General features: G+C 73.4%; 15 protein-coding genes. 9 read left to right on the top strand and 6 right to left on the bottom strand.

Annotation, left to right across the window (positions count from 1 at the left end; genetic code table 11):
• Positions 1 to 15 precede the first annotated feature (15 nt).
• Positions 16 to 1,395, bottom strand: a complete 1,380-nt coding sequence (locus FRCN3DRAFT_RS0212090) for a M20/M25/M40 family metallo-hydrolase (protein ID WP_007514515.1) — start codon at positions 1,393 to 1,395, stop codon at positions 16 to 18.
• A gap of 827 nt (positions 1,396 to 2,222) precedes the next feature.
• Between FRCN3DRAFT_RS0212090 and FRCN3DRAFT_RS0212080 the strand changes: the two genes are divergently transcribed.
• Complete coding sequence (locus FRCN3DRAFT_RS0212080; RefSeq protein ID WP_007514514.1) at positions 2,223 to 2,555, top strand: ArsR/SmtB family transcription factor; 333 nt, start codon at positions 2,223 to 2,225, stop codon at positions 2,553 to 2,555.
• 181 nt (positions 2,556 to 2,736) lie between these two features.
• On the opposite strand, the gene FRCN3DRAFT_RS0212075 is transcribed toward FRCN3DRAFT_RS0212080, so the two are convergent.
• On the bottom strand, positions 2,737 to 2,955 hold the full coding sequence (locus tag FRCN3DRAFT_RS0212075) for a DUF3073 family protein (protein WP_007514513.1): 219 nt from the start codon (positions 2,953 to 2,955) through the stop codon (positions 2,737 to 2,739).
• Positions 2,956 to 3,433: 478 nt separating this feature from the next.
• Between FRCN3DRAFT_RS0212075 and FRCN3DRAFT_RS0212070 the strand changes: the two genes are divergently transcribed.
• A complete protein-coding gene (locus tag FRCN3DRAFT_RS0212070; RefSeq protein ID WP_027140492.1) occupies positions 3,434 to 3,826 on the top strand; it encodes a DUF2237 family protein in 393 nt (130 codons plus the stop codon).
• Positions 3,827 to 3,853: 27 nt separating this feature from the next.
• Here the strand turns inward: FRCN3DRAFT_RS0212070 and FRCN3DRAFT_RS0212065 are convergent, their stop codons facing one another.
• Complete coding sequence (locus FRCN3DRAFT_RS0212065; RefSeq protein ID WP_027140491.1) at positions 3,854 to 4,288, bottom strand: cold-shock protein; 435 nt, start codon at positions 4,286 to 4,288, stop codon at positions 3,854 to 3,856.
• Positions 4,289 to 4,665: 377 nt separating this feature from the next.
• Positions 4,666 to 6,258, bottom strand: a complete 1,593-nt coding sequence (locus tag FRCN3DRAFT_RS0212060) for a carboxylesterase/lipase family protein (RefSeq protein WP_007514510.1) — start codon at positions 6,256 to 6,258, stop codon at positions 4,666 to 4,668.
• A 305-nt stretch (positions 6,259 to 6,563) separates the two neighbouring features.
• Between FRCN3DRAFT_RS0212060 and FRCN3DRAFT_RS0212055 the strand changes: the two genes are divergently transcribed.
• From FRCN3DRAFT_RS0212055 to FRCN3DRAFT_RS0212030, 6 genes are all read left to right on the top strand, one after another.
• Positions 6,564 to 7,550 carry a malate dehydrogenase gene (locus FRCN3DRAFT_RS0212055; RefSeq protein WP_007514509.1) on the top strand — a complete coding sequence of 329 codons (987 nt, stop codon included), beginning with the start codon at positions 6,564 to 6,566 and terminating at the stop codon, positions 7,548 to 7,550.
• 534 nt (positions 7,551 to 8,084) lie between these two features.
• The gene (locus FRCN3DRAFT_RS49395; protein ID WP_007514508.1) at positions 8,085 to 9,254 is read left to right on the top strand and encodes an LLM class flavin-dependent oxidoreductase; all 1,170 of its coding nucleotides are present in this window, start codon (positions 8,085 to 8,087) and stop codon (positions 9,252 to 9,254) included.
• Positions 9,202 to 9,813, top strand: a complete 612-nt coding sequence (locus tag FRCN3DRAFT_RS0212045) for a hypothetical protein (protein ID WP_007514507.1) — start codon at positions 9,202 to 9,204, stop codon at positions 9,811 to 9,813. The genes FRCN3DRAFT_RS49395 and FRCN3DRAFT_RS0212045 overlap by 53 nt, the downstream gene beginning before the upstream one ends.
• A 31-nt stretch (positions 9,814 to 9,844) precedes the next feature.
• Entirely contained in the window at positions 9,845 to 10,813 is a 969-nt protein-coding gene (locus FRCN3DRAFT_RS0212040; RefSeq protein WP_007514506.1) for a hypothetical protein, read from the top strand.
• 31 nt (positions 10,814 to 10,844) lie between these two features.
• Positions 10,845 to 11,864, top strand: coding sequence for an ATP-grasp domain-containing protein (locus tag FRCN3DRAFT_RS53990; protein WP_007514504.1), 1,020 nt, complete (start codon positions 10,845 to 10,847; stop codon positions 11,862 to 11,864).
• Complete coding sequence (locus tag FRCN3DRAFT_RS0212030; RefSeq protein ID WP_007514503.1) at positions 11,861 to 12,667, top strand: hypothetical protein; 807 nt, start codon at positions 11,861 to 11,863, stop codon at positions 12,665 to 12,667. Before FRCN3DRAFT_RS53990 ends, FRCN3DRAFT_RS0212030 begins: the two co-directional genes overlap by 4 nt.
• Before the next feature lie 46 nt (positions 12,668 to 12,713).
• Here the strand turns inward: FRCN3DRAFT_RS0212030 and FRCN3DRAFT_RS0212025 are convergent, their stop codons facing one another.
• Complete coding sequence (locus FRCN3DRAFT_RS0212025) at positions 12,714 to 13,916, bottom strand: IS110 family RNA-guided transposase (protein ID WP_007514502.1); 1,203 nt, start codon at positions 13,914 to 13,916, stop codon at positions 12,714 to 12,716.
• Positions 13,917 to 14,161: 245 nt separating this feature from the next.
• Here FRCN3DRAFT_RS0212025 and FRCN3DRAFT_RS0212020 point away from each other — a divergent pair, with 245 nt between their 5' ends.
• Positions 14,162 to 14,971: a phytanoyl-CoA dioxygenase family protein gene (locus tag FRCN3DRAFT_RS0212020; RefSeq protein WP_007514501.1), complete on the top strand. Its 810-nt coding sequence runs from the start codon at positions 14,162 to 14,164 to the stop codon at positions 14,969 to 14,971.
• A gap of 6 nt (positions 14,972 to 14,977) precedes the next feature.
• Here the strand turns inward: FRCN3DRAFT_RS0212020 and fxsT are convergent, their stop codons facing one another.
• A complete protein-coding gene (gene fxsT / locus FRCN3DRAFT_RS44110) occupies positions 14,978 to 18,649 on the bottom strand; it encodes an FxSxx-COOH system tetratricopeptide repeat protein (protein ID WP_007514500.1) in 3,672 nt (1,223 codons plus the stop codon).
• Between the last annotated feature and the right edge of the window lie 161 nt (positions 18,650 to 18,810).

Here is an 18,810-nt window from a genome sequence, read left to right as displayed (position 1 = left end):
CCCGCGCGGACGGGGTCAGCTGGCGGCGAGGAAGCGGTCCAGGACGCGGACGCCGAACCGGAGGGCGTCGGTGGGAACGCGCTCGTCGACGCCGTGGAACATGCCGGAGAAGTCCAGGTCGGGCGGGAGACGCAGCGGGGAGAAGCCGAAGCAGCGGATGCCGAGGCGGGAGAACGACTTGGCGTCGGTGCCGCCGGAGAGCATGTAGGGCACGGCGCGGGCGCCGGGGTCCTCGGCGCGCAGCGCGGCGGCCATCGCGTCGACCATCGGCCCCTCGAACGGCGTCTCGACGGCCCGGTCGAGCACCACCCATTCGCGGCGGATGTCCAGCCCGATCAGCTCGTCGATCTGCTCGATGAACTCCTCCTCGTGGCCCGGCAGGAACCGGCCGTCGATGCCGGCCGTCGCCTCGCCGGGGATCACGTTCACCTTGAAGCCGGCGTTCAGCTGGGTGGGGTTGGCGGTGTTGCTGATGGTGGCGCCGATCATCCGCGCGAGCGCGCCGAGTTTCGCGACGGTCGTCTCCAGGTCGTCGGTGTCGATCTCGATGCCCAGTGCTTCGCCGACCTCGTCGAGGAACTGGTGCACGGTCGGCGTCAGCACGATCGGGAACCGGTGCCGGCCGACCCGGGTGACCGCCTCCGCGAGCGCCGTCACCGCGTTGTCCGAGGCGAGCATGGAGCCGTGGCCGGCGCGGCCGCGCGCGGTCAGCTTCATCCAGGCCATGCCCTTCTCGGCGGTCTGGATGAGGTAGAGCCGCAGGTCGTCGTTGATCGTGTAGGAGAAGCCGCCGACCTCGCTGATCGCCTCCGTGCAGTCGGCGAACAGGCCGGGGTGGTTGTTCACCAGCCAGCTCGCGCCGAGCGGCCCACCGGCCTCCTCGTCGGCGACGAACGCGACGACCAGGTCGCGCGGCGGCTTCCGGCCGGTCCTCATCAGGTCGCGGACGACGGCGAGCGTCATCGCGTCCATGTCCTTCATGTCGATCGCGCCGCGGCCCCACAGGCAGCCGTCGGCCTCCTCGCCGCCGAACGGGTGATGGGTCCACTCGGTCGGGTCGGCCGCGACCACGTCCAGATGGCCGTGGATCAGCAGCGGCGGGCGGCTCGGGTCGGCACCCTCGACCCGGGTGATGACGCTGGTGCGGCCAGGCTCCGACTCCAGCAGCGTCGGTTCGAGGCCGACCTCGGCGAGCTTGGCGGCGACGAACTCGGCGATCGTGCGCTCGAACCCGTCGCCGTTGCCACGGTTGGTCGAGTCGATCCGCAACAGGTCCCTACACAGTTCGACGACCTCGTCCTGCGCGCCCGTGCTCGGCACTTCCGCCGCGGTCACGGTGGTCAGGGGCCCGGATCCGGCCGGTGTCCCCGGGTAGGTTGTCGAGTCGCTCGCCATGCCTGACAGTCTGCCCCTGGCTTCCCACGTACGCCGGATCGGCCATGGAAACAACCCGATCTCGGCAATCTGCCGGCAACACTGAGACGAACGTCACTCGACCGTACGGGCCGAGCGGTGTCCCGGCAGCGGGTCGGTCTGGCGAGCCACGGGGCGCGGATCCACGCGGCTTCGGACGCCTGGCTTTCGGGTACACACCGGCCGACCCCGCAGCGGCACCACGCGGTACGCGGTGGTGCGGTGGCGTCTGGAACACGCCGCGGACAGGCCGCTGGCCGGCGCAGTTAGTCGGGGTGGCTGGAAGGGATGGCTCATGACGCTGTATCGGTGCCCACGAGCTGACCTGCACTGCAAGGCGTTGTTCGAGTCGTCAGGGGACCTCGACGATCACTACCGGTGGACGCACGGCTATCGGCGTACCTCGCGATATCTCGCGTCACTTCGGCCGATTCGGATGCCGACGACCGGCGAGCCACTACCGACCAGGGGCGAGGCGAGCGGGTTTGGCCCGTCCGCGGCGACCGGCACGGCGCGCCTGCGCCGTACGCGCCGCGAGACCGCCGGCGCGAGTGTCCTGTCGCGCCACCGCGCTCGCCGCGACTAACGCCGCGGCAGCGGGTCTTCTCTCGACGCTTCAGGCGGGCTGGGCTGACGTGCGGTGTGCGCGTTCGAGGAGGTCAGGGCCGGCTACCTGACAATGTCGTAAGATTCGCAGGTGTTGCCTTCCCGTCGACCACTTTTTTTGCGATCGATCTGGGCCGGGGGGCGAGCCCCCACGGCCGGGCTAGGACTGGCGGTCCGGGTATGCCGGCGAGGTGGCTAGTCCGATGGCGACCCAGCTCTACGAGCTCCAAGCCCAGTTCTTTCGTTCCCTGGCACATCCGGCCCGTATCCGCGTTCTCGAGCTGCTTCGCACAGGCGAGCGCTCGGTCGGCGAGCTCGTGGGCGAGGTCGGCCTCGAGGCCTCCCACCTGTCCCAGCAGCTCGGCGTACTGCGCCGCGCCGGCCTGGTGACCACCCGCAAGCAGGGCACGACCGTCTACTACGCGCTGGCGACGCCGCTGATCGCCGGGCTGCTCGACCAGACGCGGCTGATCCTCACCGGCGTCCTCAACGAGCAGGCGGAAATCCTGCGGGACCTTCTCGCCGCCCAACCCTGACACGCACCGCCGCGAACCAGTCACGATCAGACACCGAGCCACACATACACCGAGACACCGAGACAGCAAGAGATCGAGACACCGAGGCACCGGCAGGAGCGGCGGGCGTCCAGGACGCCCGCCGCTCCTGCTCGGCACCGACCGGTCAGATCGATGCGCCGCCTCTAGCGATCAGTGGCGATCAGTAGGACGAGGCTCGCGCCTCGTCCTCCTCGTCGTCCTGCTCGTAAAGATCGGCCCAGCCGCCGGAACCCGCCGTCGCCTCGGCCTCGCCGTCAAGATCGTCGTCCGGTGCGCCGCCAAGGTCGGCCCGCAGCCGGTCGAGATCGATGTTCGGCGAGTGGTACTTGAGGTCTCGAGCGACCCTCGTCTGCTTTGCCTTGGCCCGACCCCGCCCCATGGCCCGACTCCCTTCCGCGACGCCGGGGCTCCCGCCGCCGCGCACGTGCTCGTCGCCCGTACCTGTCGCCTGTGAAACGTCGACGACACCGATGGCCAACCCGCCCACGCCGCCGCCCCGCACGCCGGCATCACCCGGGCGCCCAGGCTCCCCTAGCCCGGGCGACCATCGATGCCGGCCGCTCGACGCTGCCAGCACGTCCGCGTCGACCGCTCGGTACCAACCGGCCATAGCCGGCTGTCTCGGGGCCTACGCGGTCGCCTCGCCCGTCTGACGGCGGTCGTCGTCAGTAGTCGACCGCTGAATACCTTACAACCTCGTCAGATTGTGAGCGTTGCGGTCGCCGTCGTTGCGGCGACTACCACCTTCGTACCCCTGGCGTACCTCTGGTCCTCGCGCCCGCGAGCTCGGCGCGTCACCCCTCCGGGGTAAGGGGACCATGCTGCGCTCCTACGCGAGGAACCTGCACACTGGGGGCGTGACGGACGAGCGCAACGTTCTCGGTGACCCGCTGGAGCCGTGTGGCACCGACCCGATGACCGGTTTCTTCCGGGACGGCTGCTGCAGCACCGGGTCGGAGGATCTCGGCAACCACACCGTCTGCGCCGTGGTCACCAAGGAGTTCCTCGACCATCAACGCGCTGTCGGCAACGACCTGTCCACCCCGCGCCCCGAGTGGGCCTTCCCCGGCCTGCGCCCCGGCGACCGGTGGTGCGTGGTCGCGGCCCGCTGGCTGCAGGCCTACCGGGCGGGCGCCGCGGCGCCCGTGGTGCTCGCCTCGACGAACGCCCGCGCGTTGGAGATCGTCCCGATCGAGGCCCTGCGGGAGCATGCCGTCGACGTGCCGGCGGACCCGCGCTCGCTGACCTAGCCGGGAGCCGTCGCCGCCGGCGGCTGGTCAGCCGTCGATCCAGCCGTTCTTCTCGGCGAGCCTGGTCAGACCACGGCGGACGGCCAGGATCTGCGCGCCGGTCAGCGTCGGCTCGGCCTGCAGCAGGAGCTCGGTGATCTCACGGGTGAACTCCTTCGCCGACGGGACGTAGAAGAAGTCCTCGGTGTCGTCCCCCGCCTCGCGCGTCGGCCCCTCGGCGGCGTCCGCGCCGGCGGCCGGTGACGGGCTGGCCTGCGCCGCGCGCACCAGCCGCGCGCCGGTCGCCTTCGGTCCCCGGTCGCCCTGCTCGACCTCGAACTCCATCGTCACGCCAGCGGTCACCAGGTGCTTGTCTACCAGCAGATCATTGGCATGGAGGAAGATGTCCTCGCCGCCCCCGGTCGGTGCGATGAAGCCGTAGCCTCGCACCTGATCAAACCTCAGGACCCTGCCTGTGCGCACACATCACCCCGAAAACACCGATAAGCCCGAACCACGACCGCATCACGGTGCATGAGAGGCGTCACACGGTCAACGGCCGGCAGGGCGGCCAAGCCGGCGGTCCTCGGGGAGAACCCGGGCCGCACCGCTCCGTCGGGACCGGCAGACCGGGCGGGGACGTCATCCCCCCGGGCAGACATCGCGGGCCGGGGGAAGCCAGCCACATCACTGGCCGGCGAACACCTTGGCCCGTCTCGGGCGCGTTCTCAGGCACGTTCGTACGGCCTGCGGCCGAGTGTAGCCGAGCCTGGACACCCCGTTCGCCACGTTCGCGCGGCTCCCCACCCCGCCACCCCGGACGACGTGGTCTCCGCCGAAGGAAGCCAGACGAGAGAAGGTCAGAAGAACAGGGGCGACGGGGCGAACTCGGCGCGGATCTCGGGCTCCGGGTCGCGCACCACCCGGGTGGGACGGTCGAACACCATCGTGGCCCGGTCACCGGTGCCGTACGCCGGCCAGGCGGGCAGGCCGGAATGGTTCGGGTCGCCGGATCGGGCGAAGGCGATCCAGGCGCCGGCCACCTCGTCGATGAGGCGGCCCAGGTCGGCGGCGTCCCCGCCGATCCGGGCCCGGTCCGGGTTGTCGAAGACGAGCGGCAGGTCCAGGCAGTGCGGGGCGCCGAGGATCCCGCCCAGCGCCGAGGAACGCCAGGCGAGCAGGTATCCGAACACGGGTGCGCCGCCCGCCGCGGCCTTGCGCTCGGCGAGCAGCGACGTGGCGACCTGGAAGCCGATGCCCTTGCTCCAGGCCCGCAGGAACGACGGCGTCCAGTACGGGCGCAGGTCCCGCAGCAGCTCGACACGCAGGTCGGCGCGCTCGCCCCAGGCCCCGGCGAGGCCGGGAGCGACGTCCGCCATGGTGAGCGCGCCGAACCGGGGGTCGAAGGCGGACATGAACGTCGCCTCGTCCGCGGTGGCGCCGACCAGCAGCGGTACGTCCCGCTGGGTCGCCGCCGGGACCGGGTCGAACGGATGGGCCGGCAGCGCGACGCCGTCGAGGACGGGGGCGAAGCCCGGCGAACCGGCGCTCTCCCCCGCCCTGGCCACGGCGGCGGCCGCCGTCAGGAGCACGCCCGCGGGGATCTCCTGAAGCCGGTCGAGGCGGGTGGCGTCGAGCTCGAGGGCACGCAGCAGCGCGCGCGCCGCGCGGTCGGCGGTCTCGGCGGTGACGGCTCCGATGCTGGGGCCGCTCTGGATCGCCGCGCGGTGCACCAGACCGGCGGCGGCCGGCATGGCGAGCAGGGTGCAGACCTTCGCCCCTCCGCCGGACTGGCCGAACACCGTCACCCGGCCCGGGTCCCCGCCGAAGGCCGCCGCGTTGTCGCGGACCCAGGCGAGGGCCAGGGCCACGTCGAGCATCCCCGCGTTTCCCGACCCGGCCCACCGCTGGCCACCCAGCTCGGCCAGGTGCAGGTGGCCGAGTACGCCGAGCCGGTGGTTGACGGTGACCACGACGACGTCGCCGCGGCGGGCCAGCCGGTCGCCGAGGTAGGCGGCGTTGTTCGCGCTGCCGCTGGAGAAGCCGCCGCCATGCAGCCAGACCATGACCGGGCGGCGGGCATCGTCGCTGGCCGGGGTCCAGAGGTTGAGGTTCAGGCAGTCCTCGCTGACCCGCCCGCGGTCGCCGCCGCCGGACAGGGTGACCAGCGCGATGCCGCGGGCGATCGCGGCGGCCCGGTCGAGGCCGGGCTCGTCCGCGCCGTACCGGGCACCCAGCCGCAGCATCGACTGTTTGCACCGCGGTCCCCAGTCGACGCGGTCCCGCACGCCCGCCCACGGCTCGGCCGGTGCCGGCGGGCGGAACCGTCCCGCTCCGGACGTCGGCCCGCCGTAGGGAATCCCGAGGAACGCGAGCGTCCCGTTCTCCTCGACCCGCCCGCGCACCTTTCCGACTGTGGTCTCGACAACCCTGGTCTCGACGACGCCGGTCAACGAACCTCCAGGCGGGGTCAGAGCCGGCCACCGGCACCGCCGGCGATCGCGGCGTCACCGGGCGGCACCGCCGCTTCCGCATGCTAAAGCCGTCGCCGTCCCGTTTCCGCGCTTTCAGGCCGGTCGGCCCCTCCTCGAAGCCGGACGCGGTTCCGGGGCCGGAGGGGAGCCCGCGCGGCGCGCGACAGGCCGGTGCGCGGCGGCGGCCGCCGCGAGGGGAGTGTGGGCGGTGCCACGCCGTGGCGCGGACGCGCGAGGGCCCGTGGGAGGGGCGAGGACGGGCGCGGAAGGATAGCATCCGGGCCATGGCACGTACACCTGTTAATGTGACGGTAACCGGCGCCGCCGGGCAGATCGGATATGCGCTCCTTTTTCGGATCGCGTCCGGGCAGCTCCTCGGCGCGGACACCCCGGTCAAGCTGCGCCTGCTGGAAATCCCGCAGGCGGTCAAGGCGGCCGAGGGAACGGCGATGGAACTCGCCGACGCCGCTTTCCCGCTGCTTTCCGGCGTCGACATCTTCGACAACCCGGTGAAGGCGTTCGAGGGCGCGAACGTCGCCCTGCTGGTGGGTGCCCGGCCGCGCACCGCCGGCATGGAGCGCGGTGATCTGCTGGAGGCCAACGGCGGCATCTTCAAGCCGCAGGGCGCCGCCATCAACGCCGGCGCGGCGAGCGACATCAGGGTCCTCGTCGTCGGCAACCCGGCGAACACCAACGCCCTCATCGCCCAGACCCACGCCCCGGACGTCCCGGCCGAGCGCTTCACCGCGATGACCCGCCTGGACCACAACCGCGCCATCTCGCAGCTGTCCGCGAAGCTCGGCGTCGGGGTCGCGGACATCAAGAAGATCACGATCTGGGGCAACCACTCGGCCACCCAGTACCCGGACGTCTTCCACGCCGAGGTCGCGGGGAAGCCCGTCGCCGACCAGGTCGACGAGGCGTGGCTGGCCGACGAGTTCATCCCGACCGTCGCCAAGCGCGGCGCCGCGATCATCGCCGCGCGGGGCGCGTCCTCCGCCGCCTCCGCCGCCTCCGCCGCCATCGACCACGTGTACACCTGGGTGAACGGCACGGCCGACGGCGACTGGGCCTCGATGGCCATCCCGTCGGACGGCTCCTACGGCGTGCCCGCCGGCCTGATCTCGTCGTTCCCGGTGACCGTCAAGGACGGCAAGTACGAGATCGTCCAGGGCCTGGAGCTCAACGCGTTCTCGCGCACCCGCATCGACGCCTCGGTCGCCGAGCTCGTCGAGGAGCGCGACGCGATCCGTTCCCTCGGCCTGATTTAGGCTCTGTTTCTGGTTCGCTCCGTCCGGGCACGGCACTCCGGCCCCTTGCTCGCTTCGCTCCCAAGGGACCTCCGCGCCGTGTCCTCCTCCGCTCACGGGCGCTCCGGCGACCTCCGCTGCGGCCCAACCCACGTCGCTTCGCTCGTGGGCCGGGCCTCCGCGGAGGCGCGCCTTCGCGCCAGCATGGTTGCGGACCGCTTTGCCGTCGCCGATGCGAAGCAGCACCCTCGGCGGGTTCACGTCACGCCCCGCGGAATCGGCTTCGCCGATTCCGCGGGGACCCCGTCGCTCGTGACGGGCCTCCGTGCCCCGCCCGGCCGGCATCCGTCCGGCCCCGCGACACGCTCCCACCAGTAGGCGGGGCGAGGCGTCACCGTCCAGCCGTGAAGGCGACGCCATGCCCATGCCCGCCGCCTCCGGTACCGCCGGATGAATGGCGGGCTCAGTGCTGCCACGTAATCTCGGCCGAAAAGGTACCGGTGGCCGGGGACGCCGGCGTACGCTCAGGTCCGCCCGTTTTGGGGGGAGGCGTGAGTGCGCACTGGCGCTATGCGGGTCGGCGTCGTACTCCCGCTTACCGAGTATCCCTGGAAACAACCCTCTTACCTCGAAATACGTGACCTGGCCATCCAGGCAGAAATCGCCGGTTTCGACTCGGTCTGGGTGTTCGACCATCTTCTGTTCCGCGGGCCGGGTGAGCAGACCGAGGGCGCCTGGGAGTCGTGGACGACGCTGTCGGCGCTCGCGGAGGCGACCTCGCGGGTGACGCTCGGCACGTTCGTGCTGTGCGCGGCGTTCCGCCACCCCGCCGTCCTCGCGAAGATGGCGGTGACGCTTGACGAGATTTCCCGCGGGCGACTGGTCCTGGGCCTCGGCGCCGGCTGGCACCGCCCCGAGTTCGACGCCTTCGGCCTGCCGTTCGACCACCGCGCCGAACGGCTCGCCGAGCAGCTCCAGATCATCACCGCGCTGCTGCGCACCGGCCACGCCGACCATGACGGGCGCTTCCACCAGATGCGCGACGCCGAGCTGCGGCCCGGGCCGCGCCGGCGGATCCCCGTGCTCGTCGGCGGGGGTGGCCCCCGGCTCCTGCGGCTGACCGCCCGGTACGCCGACCTGTGGAACACCTGCTGGTACGGCGCGCCGCCCCCGGTCGGCCCGCCGCCCCTGGACGGCCCGCTGGATGACCCGTCGGGAAGCGCCGAGGAGGCCAGCGCCGCCGCCAGCCCATGGGCGGGCGACCTGGTCCGCGTGCTCGCCGCCGCGCGTTCCGCCTGCGCCGCCGAGGCCCGCGACCCGGCGACCCTCGGTGTCACCGTCGGCGTCAACGTCACGCCGCTCACCCCCGGCCACCCGTCGCCGCACCCGCCGCCCGACTACCCGATGCTCGCCGGCCCGCCGGACGTGATCGCCGCTGGCCTGCGCCGCTACGAGGCGCTCGGTGTCGACCACGTGATCTGCAACCTCAACCCGCACCACCCGCAGGCGCAGCGCCTGCTCGCCACCGCGCTGTCCCTGTACCGCGCCGACGACAACGCCGGCCCCGCTCGCGAACCCGCCCTCCCGCCGCCCACGGCCGCCGCCGCCGCCCCGGCGGGGAGCCCGACCGACCGCCGCCTGGACACCCGAGACACACCGAGGAGCGCCGCCGATGTCGTGGATGATCGACGAGGCCCGCGTCCGGCCGTTCCTGGCCGCCGCTGACCGCCGGGACCTGCTGGCCCTGCTACGGCGCCCGGCTGGCGCCGGCGGCGAGACGTTCGGAGGCGGTGAGACGTTCGGCGACGGCGCCGGCGGCATCGCGCCTGGCCGCGGCGGTCTCACCGGCGCGAGCCCGGCCAACGGGTTGCCGGGCGGCCCGGGCGCGCAGGCGCCGAAATGGAAGGACTTCAAGGACGGGAAGGACTTCAAGGACCACAAAGACAACAAGGACTTCAAGGACTGGAAAGATCTCAAGGACACGAAGGACCGAAAAGACAGCAAGGACTTCAAGGACACCAAGGACAGCAAGGATTTCAAAGACTTCAAGGACGGCATCGACGGCGCGCAGGCCGGAACCTCGGCGGGGCGCGCTCCCCGCGACCGGGCGGCCGGTCCCGGACCGGAGAGCGCCGTCGACCCGGCGGCTGCCGGGATGGGCGCCAGCCCGGCCACCGGCGGTGATCCGCTCCGGCCCGCCGCGGTCGACGAGGACGACATCGGCGCAGTGCTGCGCGCCTCCCGCGTCAACCGGTACCTGCGCGACGCCGGCATCGTGATCTGACCGTCGCGCCAGCGGACGAGACAGGACAGCGATGCCCACCGAGCAGCACGCGCCGCCGGCGCGGCCGGACCTCAACGCCGGTGCCCCGCGGACCGCCGGCGACGCACCGACCGCCGCCGCCCCCCTCACCGCCGACGACCTCCTGATCGTCGCCGACCCCGCGGACCCCGTCGCCGCCGAGGTCGCCGCCTACCTCGCCGAACACGGCCGGCGGGCGGTCACGCTCGACCCGTTCGACGCGGCCCAGCTGTTCACCGTCGAGGTCCGCAGCCGAGCGGCCGACGGCGGAACGGCCGACGAGCGACCCGACCAGGCGGACGCCCAGGTCGGCGCCCAGGTCATGGTCAGCGTCGTCCCGCCGGTTCCGATGTTCCTGCGGGTGCCGGAGCTGGCCGACGCGGCGGCGAGCTTCGACGCGCGGTTCCAGTACCAGGAATGCGTCGCGCAGCTGTGGGCCGCCGCGGCGCTGACGGACGCTCCGGTCGTGAACCGGCCGACGTCCCGCGCGTTCGGCGGCGCGCTGTCCGAGTCGGCCGCGCTCACGGAGCGGCGTGCCGGGGAACCGGCCGGCTCGGTCGAGGTGTTCGCCGCGACCTTTCCCGACCCGGCCGAGCAGGTCGACGAGAGCTGGTGGGTGCGCGACGCCGTCACCGGGCACACCGCCGTCTGGCCGGGCCGCCCGTCGGGTGGCGGCCCGTACCGCGCCCGCTGGTCGGCCGCCGACCCGGCGTTCGAGGTCGTCGTCGTCCTCGGCGCCGACGCGTGGCGGTGCACCACCGCCGAGATCGACGACCTGGAGCTGACCGCGCGCAGCGTCGCGCTCGCCGGCCGGCTCGGGCTCACCCTCGCGGTTGTCGTCTGGCGGGTCGACGCCGACGGCGGCCGGGCACGGCTCGTCGAGGTCGACCCGTTCCCCGGCGTCCAGCTGCTGCGCATGGTCTGGCTGGGCCTTGGCCCGCGGCTGCTCGCCCTGCTGTTCGGCGACGGAGCTGTTCGGTGACCGAGGTGTTCGGTGACGGAGGTGATCCGACATGAGTCCTGAGGCCCATGACGTCCGCCGCGACGGGCCGGACCTGGCCGCCGCGCGCGTCGTCGCGCTCGGCATCGGCACGGACGGGACGTTCCGGCACTTCTGCGCCGCCGGGGCGCGGCTGGCCGCGGACGTCGTCGCGGTCGACCTCGCCGAGGTCGCCGAGGAGGGGGACTGGCGGCTCGCGATTCCCGACGACGGCGCGAGCCGGCTGGTCACGGCCCGGGGGGCGGTCGACCTCGACCCGGCTGCCGGCTACTTCGCGCGGCTCGTCGACCTGTCGGCCGTCGAGCCGGACCCGCGTCTCGCCGCTCGCTGGCGCGCGCTCACGAGCGCGCTCGCCGCGTGGCTGGACCACGTCCCCGGCGCGGTCGCGAACCGCCCCACCGCCTGGGCCGACAACGGCACGAAGCCGCTGCACGAGGCCCGCCTCGCCCGCGCCGGGTTCGCCGTCCCGGCGAGCCTGACCAGCTCGGACCCGGAGGCGTTGCGGGCGTTCGCCGCCGCCGGCCCGACCGTGGTCAAGGCGCTGTCCGGGGTGCGGGCGACCGCGCGCGCCGCGAGCCCCGCGGAGTTCACCGCGGCGGCCGGCTTCACGCCGGCCCAGGGCCCGGTGCACCTGCAACGGCGGGTCGCCGGCGTCGACCTGCGCGTCCACGTCTGCGGCGACGCGGCGTACGCCCAGCGGATCACCGCGCGGCCGGACGCGGAGGCGGCGCACGGCGCGGACACGCCGCCGGTGGTCGACTACCGCGAGCTCGACGCCACCGGCCTCGACTTCGCCACCGTCGACCTGCCGGCCGGCCTGAGTCGACGCCTCGTCGCCGCGACGGCCGAGTCGGGCCTGCTGTTCGCCGGCTGGGACCTCAGGGCCGACGAGGAGACCGGCGCCTACTGGGTGCTGGAGGCGAACCCCATGCCGGGCTACGACTGGTACGACCGCCGCGCCGGCGACGAGATCACCGCGGCCCTCCTCGGCGCCCTCGTGCCGGCCGAGTCACGCGAGGCGGTCCGCGCGTGACCGCCGCGAGACTTCTCCAGACGGCCGCGACCGGCGCGAGAGTCACGGAGACGGACGCGGGAACGGACGCGGGAACGGACGCCGCCGAGCTGGGCGAGACCTCGCTCGCGACGGCCCGCCTGCTGTCGACCGAGGAGGCGGACGAGGTCCGCGCGGACGTGTACCGGGAACGGCCCGCCTGGCTCGACCGCGGCCACGCCTTCCACACGCTTGGCACGCCGAGCTACCTGGACCTCGCCCCGGAGGCCCGCCCCGGCGAGTACGACCGGCTCGCGGCGCTGCATCGGCCGCTGCTGCGAAACCGGTTCGGCCGGCTCTACGACCGGCTCGGCGCGACGCTCACCGAGCTGCTCGCCGCCCCGGTCCGCTACACCGACACGTTCGCGCTGCCCGGCTTCCACCTCTGGCGCACCGAGGCGATCTTCCTGAGGCCTCGCGCGCCGGTGCACTTCGACCTGCAGTACCAGTTCTTCGACTGGCCGGGCACCGTCGACCGGGCCAGGGTGCTGTCCTTCACCCTGCCGCTGCGGATGCCGGTCGCGGGCGGCGGGCTGAACACCTGGGACGTCGGCTACGAGTCGTTCCTCGACGCGCAGCGGCGCGGCTGGATCGACGGCGCCGGCGACCTGCGCCGCTTCCACCCGCTGCGTTACGTCCCCTACACCGCCGGCGAGCTGGTGGTCCACTCCGGCCATCTGCTGCACCAGGTGGCGCCCAGCCCGTCGGTGAGCGAGGGCGACGAGCGGCTCACCCTGCAGGGCCACGGCATCTGGAACGCCGACCACTGGCTGCTCTACTGGTGACGGCGGTGTTGGGGGTGCTGGCGGTGGTGGCTTCCTAATGCGTCTGTCAAGCGGCGACGGCTGCGTTGGGTGCCTGGTAGGGGGTCCGGTTGCGGATGATCGCGTGCAGGACGTTGACGCGTCGGCGGGCGAGCGCGAGGACGGCCTGGTGGTGGGTCTTGCCCTCGTCTCGTTTCCGCCGGTAGTAGGCCTTGCTGGTGGGGTCACAGCTGACGGCGACGAACGCGGACTGGTAGAAGACGCGTTTGAGTGCCTTGTCGCCGGCGGTGGGTCGGCGCAGGTAGCGGACCCTGCCGGACTGGCGCAGGACGGGAGCGAGGCCTGCTGCGGCGGCGAGCTGGTCGCCGCTGGGGAACCGGCCGATGCCTCCGGTGACGGCGAGGAACTCGGCGGTCAGGGTGGCCCCCATGCCGGGCAGGCTGCGGATGAGGGCCGCGTCAGGGTGGCGGTCGAGGACCGCGGCGATGTTCTTGTCGATCTGGGTGAGCTGGTCGCGGCCGGCGAGCATCTCGCGGGCCAGGCCGCGGGCGAGATCGGCCGCGACGGCTTCGCCGGGCACGGTGACGTGCTGGGCCTGGGCGGCGGCGAGCGCGGCTTCGGCGAGCGCGGCCAGGTCGCTGTCGCGGACGTGGTGCAGTTTGCGCAGATGGGCCAGCAGGCCGCGCCGGCCGGCCCGGCGGATCTCGCCTGGGGTGACGTAGCGGGTCAGCAGCCACATCCCGGTCTTGGTCGTCACGTCGACGATCTGTTCGAGTCCGGGGTGGATCGAGCTGAGCAGATCCCGCAGCCGGGCGGCCCGGCGGGTCTGGTCGGTGACGATCTCACCGCGTCGGCTGGTCAGCAGCCGCAGCTCGATGTCGTCGTCCCGCATCCGTTCGACGACACGCAGGTCGTCGCGCATCCGCACCTGGTCGGCGATGACCCGGGCGTCCTTCGGGTCGCTCTTGTGCTCTCCACCCACCGTGCCCCGGCGGGCCCGGTTGACCGCCAGACCCGGCACGTGCACCACAGCCAGGCCGGCGTCGAGCAGCATCGCCTCCAGCAACGACGCGATCCCGCCGAGCAGGTCGATCCCGACCCGGGCCGGGCCATGCTCGGCCTCGGCGACTCGGATCTGCCCGATCAGCTCCGCGATGTCGGCCGGGGTGTTCTCCACCCCCCGGCTGGTCAGCACCGCGCCGGTCTCAGCGACCTTGATCTCGGCCCAGTGCAGTTGCTTGGCGACGTCGACACCCACCGCTATCGCCACGTCCGGTCTCCTTTCGCCGTCCCGGTCCGCGTGCGGCCTCTTCCCGCCGGCCCTGCCCTACATAGCGATCGATCGCAGTTCCCAATCAGCGGTCAGGAAGAAGCGGCGAGACAGGGGGCCAAGCCACCGTGGCCATCAAGGGCAGCCGACATGAAAGCCATCCCTGCCTCGCTCGCACACCCCCGATCCTGCCGCCCCTCACAGGCGACCCTGCAGACCGGGCGCACTCAGGAAGGTAGGGCGGCATGACCGTACTGAGCGCGGCCGACGTCGACGCGTTCGTCGAGCGCGGCTTCTGCGTCCTGCCCGAGGCGTTCACCGCGGCGCAGGCGGCGGCGGCGCGGGCGGTCGTGTGGCGGCGCATGGAGGAGAAGGCCGGCATCCGCCAGGACGACCCCGCCACCTGGCCGGACGCCTACGACATCGAGGAGCGGCCGGCGGCGGCCGACGTCCTCGGCTGCTTCACCGACCGGCTCGTCGCCGCGATCGAGCGGCTCGTCGGCCCCGGCCGCTGGAACGGCCTGCGCACCTGGGGGTTCTGGCCGGTCAGCTTCGCCTACGGCGCCCACGACCCGGATCCCGTGCCGACGCGCGGCTGGCACGTCGACGGCAACTGGTTCCGGCACACCCTGCACGCCCCGCAGCAGGGGCTGCTGCTCGTCGGCCTTTTCAGCGACGTCGAGCCGGGCGGAGGCGCGACCCTGATCGCCGAGGGCAGCCACCGCCGCGCCGCCCGGGTGCTGGCGGCGCACCCGGCGGGGCTCACCCACCGGGAGCTGTTCGACGCGGTGCTCGCCGAGCCGATCGGGAACATCACCGAGCTCACCGGCGCCGCCGGCGACGTCGTGCTCGCCCACCCGTTGATGTTCCACACCCGCGGCTTCAAGCGGCACGGCCCGCCGCGCTTCATCTCGAACACCGAGGCGGGCCTGCGCGCCCCGTTGTGTCTCGACCGCCGGGACGAGGCGGGCTACTCGGTCCTGGAACACTCCATCCGCGCCGCCCTCGCCGGCCCACCCCCGGTCTTCGCCGACCCGGTGCGCTGCCGCTTCTGACCGCGATCAGCCGCCGGCCGCGCCCGGGCCAGCGGAGCGAAGCCAGGCAACCGTCTCCGCGGCGGCCAGGGTCTCCTCGTGGTCGTCCCCCAGAGTCCGGCGCGACCGTTCCAGTACGTCCTCGGCGAGGGTCACCGCCGCGCCAGGGCCGGCCAGCGCGGCGAGCTCGGCGGCGAGCGCTCGGCCAACCCGCAGCGTCCACGGATGGTCCGCGCCCAGCGCCGCGCGGCACCGGTCGAGCAGCTCGGTGTCGATCCTCCTCGCTTCCTCGTGATCGCCGACGGCCGACGCGCACGCCGCCAGCGAGTAGTCCACCTCGATGATCCGCTGGTTCTCGGCGCCGTACATCCGGGCGTATGAGGACCGCGCCTCGGCCAGCAGCGCGGCGGCGCGTGCCCAGTCGCCGAGGGAACCGAGAGCCCTGGCCAGGCGCATCCGCGCGGCGGCGGTGTCGGGATGCTCGTCACCGAGCATGCGCCGCGTCGCCGTGAGCGCGTCCTCGTGCAGCCGCATGGCCTCCTCATGGTCGCCGAGGCGTTCCCGGCTCTCCGCGAGACTGGAGATCGCGGAAATCGTCTGAGGATGGTTCGGGCCCAGCGCGGCCCGCACCCGGTCCAGGAGGTGCGCCCGCATGTCCAGGGCGGCCTCGACCTGGCCGATCCGCTCGAGGCTGTCGGCGAGCAGGCGCGCCGCGCGCAGGGTGTCGGGGTGGTCCTCGCCGAAGGCACGCCGGTACCGGTCGTGGACGTCGGCGCGCAGCCGGGCGGCCTCGGTGTGCTTCCCGAGCAGCCAGAGACAGCCCGCGAGCTGGGCATCGACACTGATCATGTCTGGCTGGTCGGCCGAGGCGGGGTCACGCGCGGGCAGGTCACGCAGCACCGCGAGCGCGCCGGTGTAGTCGCCCAGCTCGCGCAGGGCCTGGGCCACGTCGACGGCCGCCGTCAGCGCCGAGGGATGACCGGCGCCCAGGCGGCGCCGGGAGACCTCCCACACCTGCCGGAACAGGCCGACCGCCGCGGCGGTCTCCTCGGTTCGCACCAGCACGTGGGCGAGCTCGCGGGTGGCCGACATCGTGTCAGGATGATCCTCGCCCAGGACGCGGCGCAGGCCGTCGACCACCTGGCGCATCAACGCCGCGGACTCCGTCAGCCTGCCGGCGGTCCGCAGGCAGGTCCCCAGTTCCAAGGCCGCTTCCAGCGTCCGGTGGTCGTCGTCGCCGAACAGGGCACGCCGGCGGCGTAGCACGTCGCCGAACATCGCGACGGCCGGTCCGTACTCGCCGCGCTGGCGGAGGCTTCGAGCCACCCGGACCCGCGCGCGCAGCGTGTCCGGATGGTCGTCCCCCAGGCCCGCGCGGGCGCGGGCATACGTGTCGACGCGCAGCTTCTCCGCCTCGGCGTGGTCACCGAGGCGGGCCAGCCCGTCGGAACGACGGACGGCGGCGCGCAACCGGCCTGGATCGTCGGCGCCCAGCACACGAGTACGGGTGGCGAGGACCTCGGCGTCCAACCGGGACGCCTCGTCGAACTCGCCGGTCGACCAGAGCGTGTCTGCCAGGGCGGACTTCGCGATCATCGTCGCGGGGTCATCCTCGCCGGCCAGTTCGCGCAGCCGCCGCAGCACCTCCCGCTCGAGGGCGCGTGCCTCGGCCAGACGGCCCAGCTCGAACAGGCTGTCCGCCTCCAGCTCGGTGGCGGTGAACACGTCGGGATGGTCGGCGCCGAGCGCGGACGTCCAGCGTTCCCGCGCGGCGCGCGCCAGGTCCACCACGGCACCAGCGTTGCCCGCCGCGCCCTGCGACCGGACCAGGTCCAGCAGCAGGCGTCTGTTCGCGCGGTCCTCCGGCGGCGCGTCCACCAGGTCGACGCTGAGCGCGTGCGGGTAGATCAGCGCGTAGGTCGGCCAGTTGGCCGGCTTCGTCGGGTTGCCCGGCGCCGCCGCCACGAGCAGGGCCCGCGCGCGCTCACGCGCCTCGGAGAGCTCCGCCGGCGTCGCGCGGTCACGCAGCACCGCCTGGACGAGCCGATGCATCATGAGGCCCTCACCGGTCACCCGGACGAGGCTCTGCCGACCGACGCGCTCCACGGCGTCCAGCACCACGAGCGGGTCGGATGGCGCGCCGAGATCCGCGTCGACGAGGAGGTCCACCGGCACCGGCCGCGGCGCGAGTACGGCCAGCAGGCGCAGCACCATGTGTGCGGCCGGGTCGTTCAGCCGGTCCAGCGCGACCGTCCAGGCCGCCGCGACCGGGACGGGATAGTGCGCGGGCTTCCTGGCCGAAAGGATCTCGCCGGTACGTGCCGCCAGCAGCCTGGCGTAGAGGTCGGCCTTGATCCCGGTCGCGCTCATATGCCCGGCCGCCTGCTCCAGCGCCAGCGGGAGGTCGCCGAGCAGGTCGGCGAGCCGGTCCGCGTCGGCGGCGGCCAGCCAGGAACATCGGCGGCGCAGCAAGGCGACCGACTCCGCCCGGTCCAGCACACCGAGCTCAATCGACCAGGCGTGCGCCGACCAGGCGGAATCGCGGGAGGTGACGATGACGTGCCCCTCGTTGCCGGCCGCGCTCAGCAGCCCGTGCAGCTCCGACGGGGCCTCGGCGTTGTCGGCGACGATCAGCCAGCGCCGATATGGCCGCCCGCGACGCAGCACCTCCACGGCTCCCGCTGCTCTGCTGTCCAGGTCGGCCCCGGTGTCCACCGCGGAGGATGCAGGGGCCGTGGGCTCGGCATCCTCCGCGAAACGCCGGCCGAGGGCGGTGAAGACGTCTGGGCGGCCGGTGTGCTCGGGCAGGTCGAGCCGCGTCGCCAGTTCGGCGAGCCGGGCCAGCGCCACTGCCGACGAGTCGGCGGGAACCCACCAGACGAGGTCGTAGTCGGCCTTGTACCGGTGGCAGTACTCGGCCGCCAGTTGGGATTTGCCCACCCCGCCCAGCCCATAGATCGCCACCGCCCCCGCGGCCACCGCCCCCGTCGCCACTGGCCCCGCGGCCACGGGCCCCGCGCGAAGCTCGGCGCGCAGCGCCGCCAGATCGCGTTCGCGGCCGGCGAAGTGCGGGTTGGGATCCGGCACCCGCCACACCAGTGGCTTTCCCCCAGGAAACAGGGGCGGGCCCGCAAGCGGCGCGGCCCCGGGGAACGGAGGGCTGGCCGTGGGTATCGCGCGTCCGCCCGAGATCGCCTGCCGGGCGGCCCGGCGCAGGACCTCCTGGGCCTCCGACGCCGAGCGTCCGAACAGGTCGACGGGAGCGATCAGGCCGAGCAGACCCTCCGGCGTGAAGTCGACGACCCGGGCGACCAGCAGCCGGCGGCCGGCACCATCTCGATCCGCCTGGAAGGCGACCTGCCACTGCGGGTTCGCGGTCGACCCGTCGTAGGCGGGTGAGAGCACGACAACGGTTCGCTCCGCCCGCCGTACCGCCTGGTCGACCGCCCCGACCCTCAGAGCCCCCGCTGGTACGTCCCAGGCCTCGATCCACACCTGGTACCCGGCGCTCGTGAGCTCCCAGGCGATCCACTCGGCCCACTGCCTGTCGACCTCGGGGGGCGCGTAGGAGACCAGGAAGTCCAGCCGCTCCGGCTCGCCGTCGCTCCTGGGCCGCGCCCTGGGAGCGCGAACGACCGTCGGCTCGGCGGCCGTCCTGGGATGCGGGAGATCGGCTCCCCCGACGTCCGGTTCCGACACATGGTCAGCATCCCAGCACCATCACCCGCTCTCCCATGGATCGCTGCACGAGCGCACCGCCGCCGCGCGCCCGCCCGGTGGCGGGACGTGGCCCGGCGGGGTAGACCGGAGGCACCGGAGCAAGGGCCGGCTGCCGGGCAGGGCAGGCCGGCGCACGGCTC

Origin of the sequence: Pseudofrankia saprophytica (assembly GCF_000235425.2) — a bacterium.
Lineage (GTDB): Bacteria > Actinomycetota > Actinomycetes > Frankiales > Frankiaceae > Pseudofrankia > Pseudofrankia saprophytica.
The sequence above is the reverse complement of the archived record's forward strand: the minus strand, read 5'-3'. Positions and strand labels throughout refer to the sequence as shown.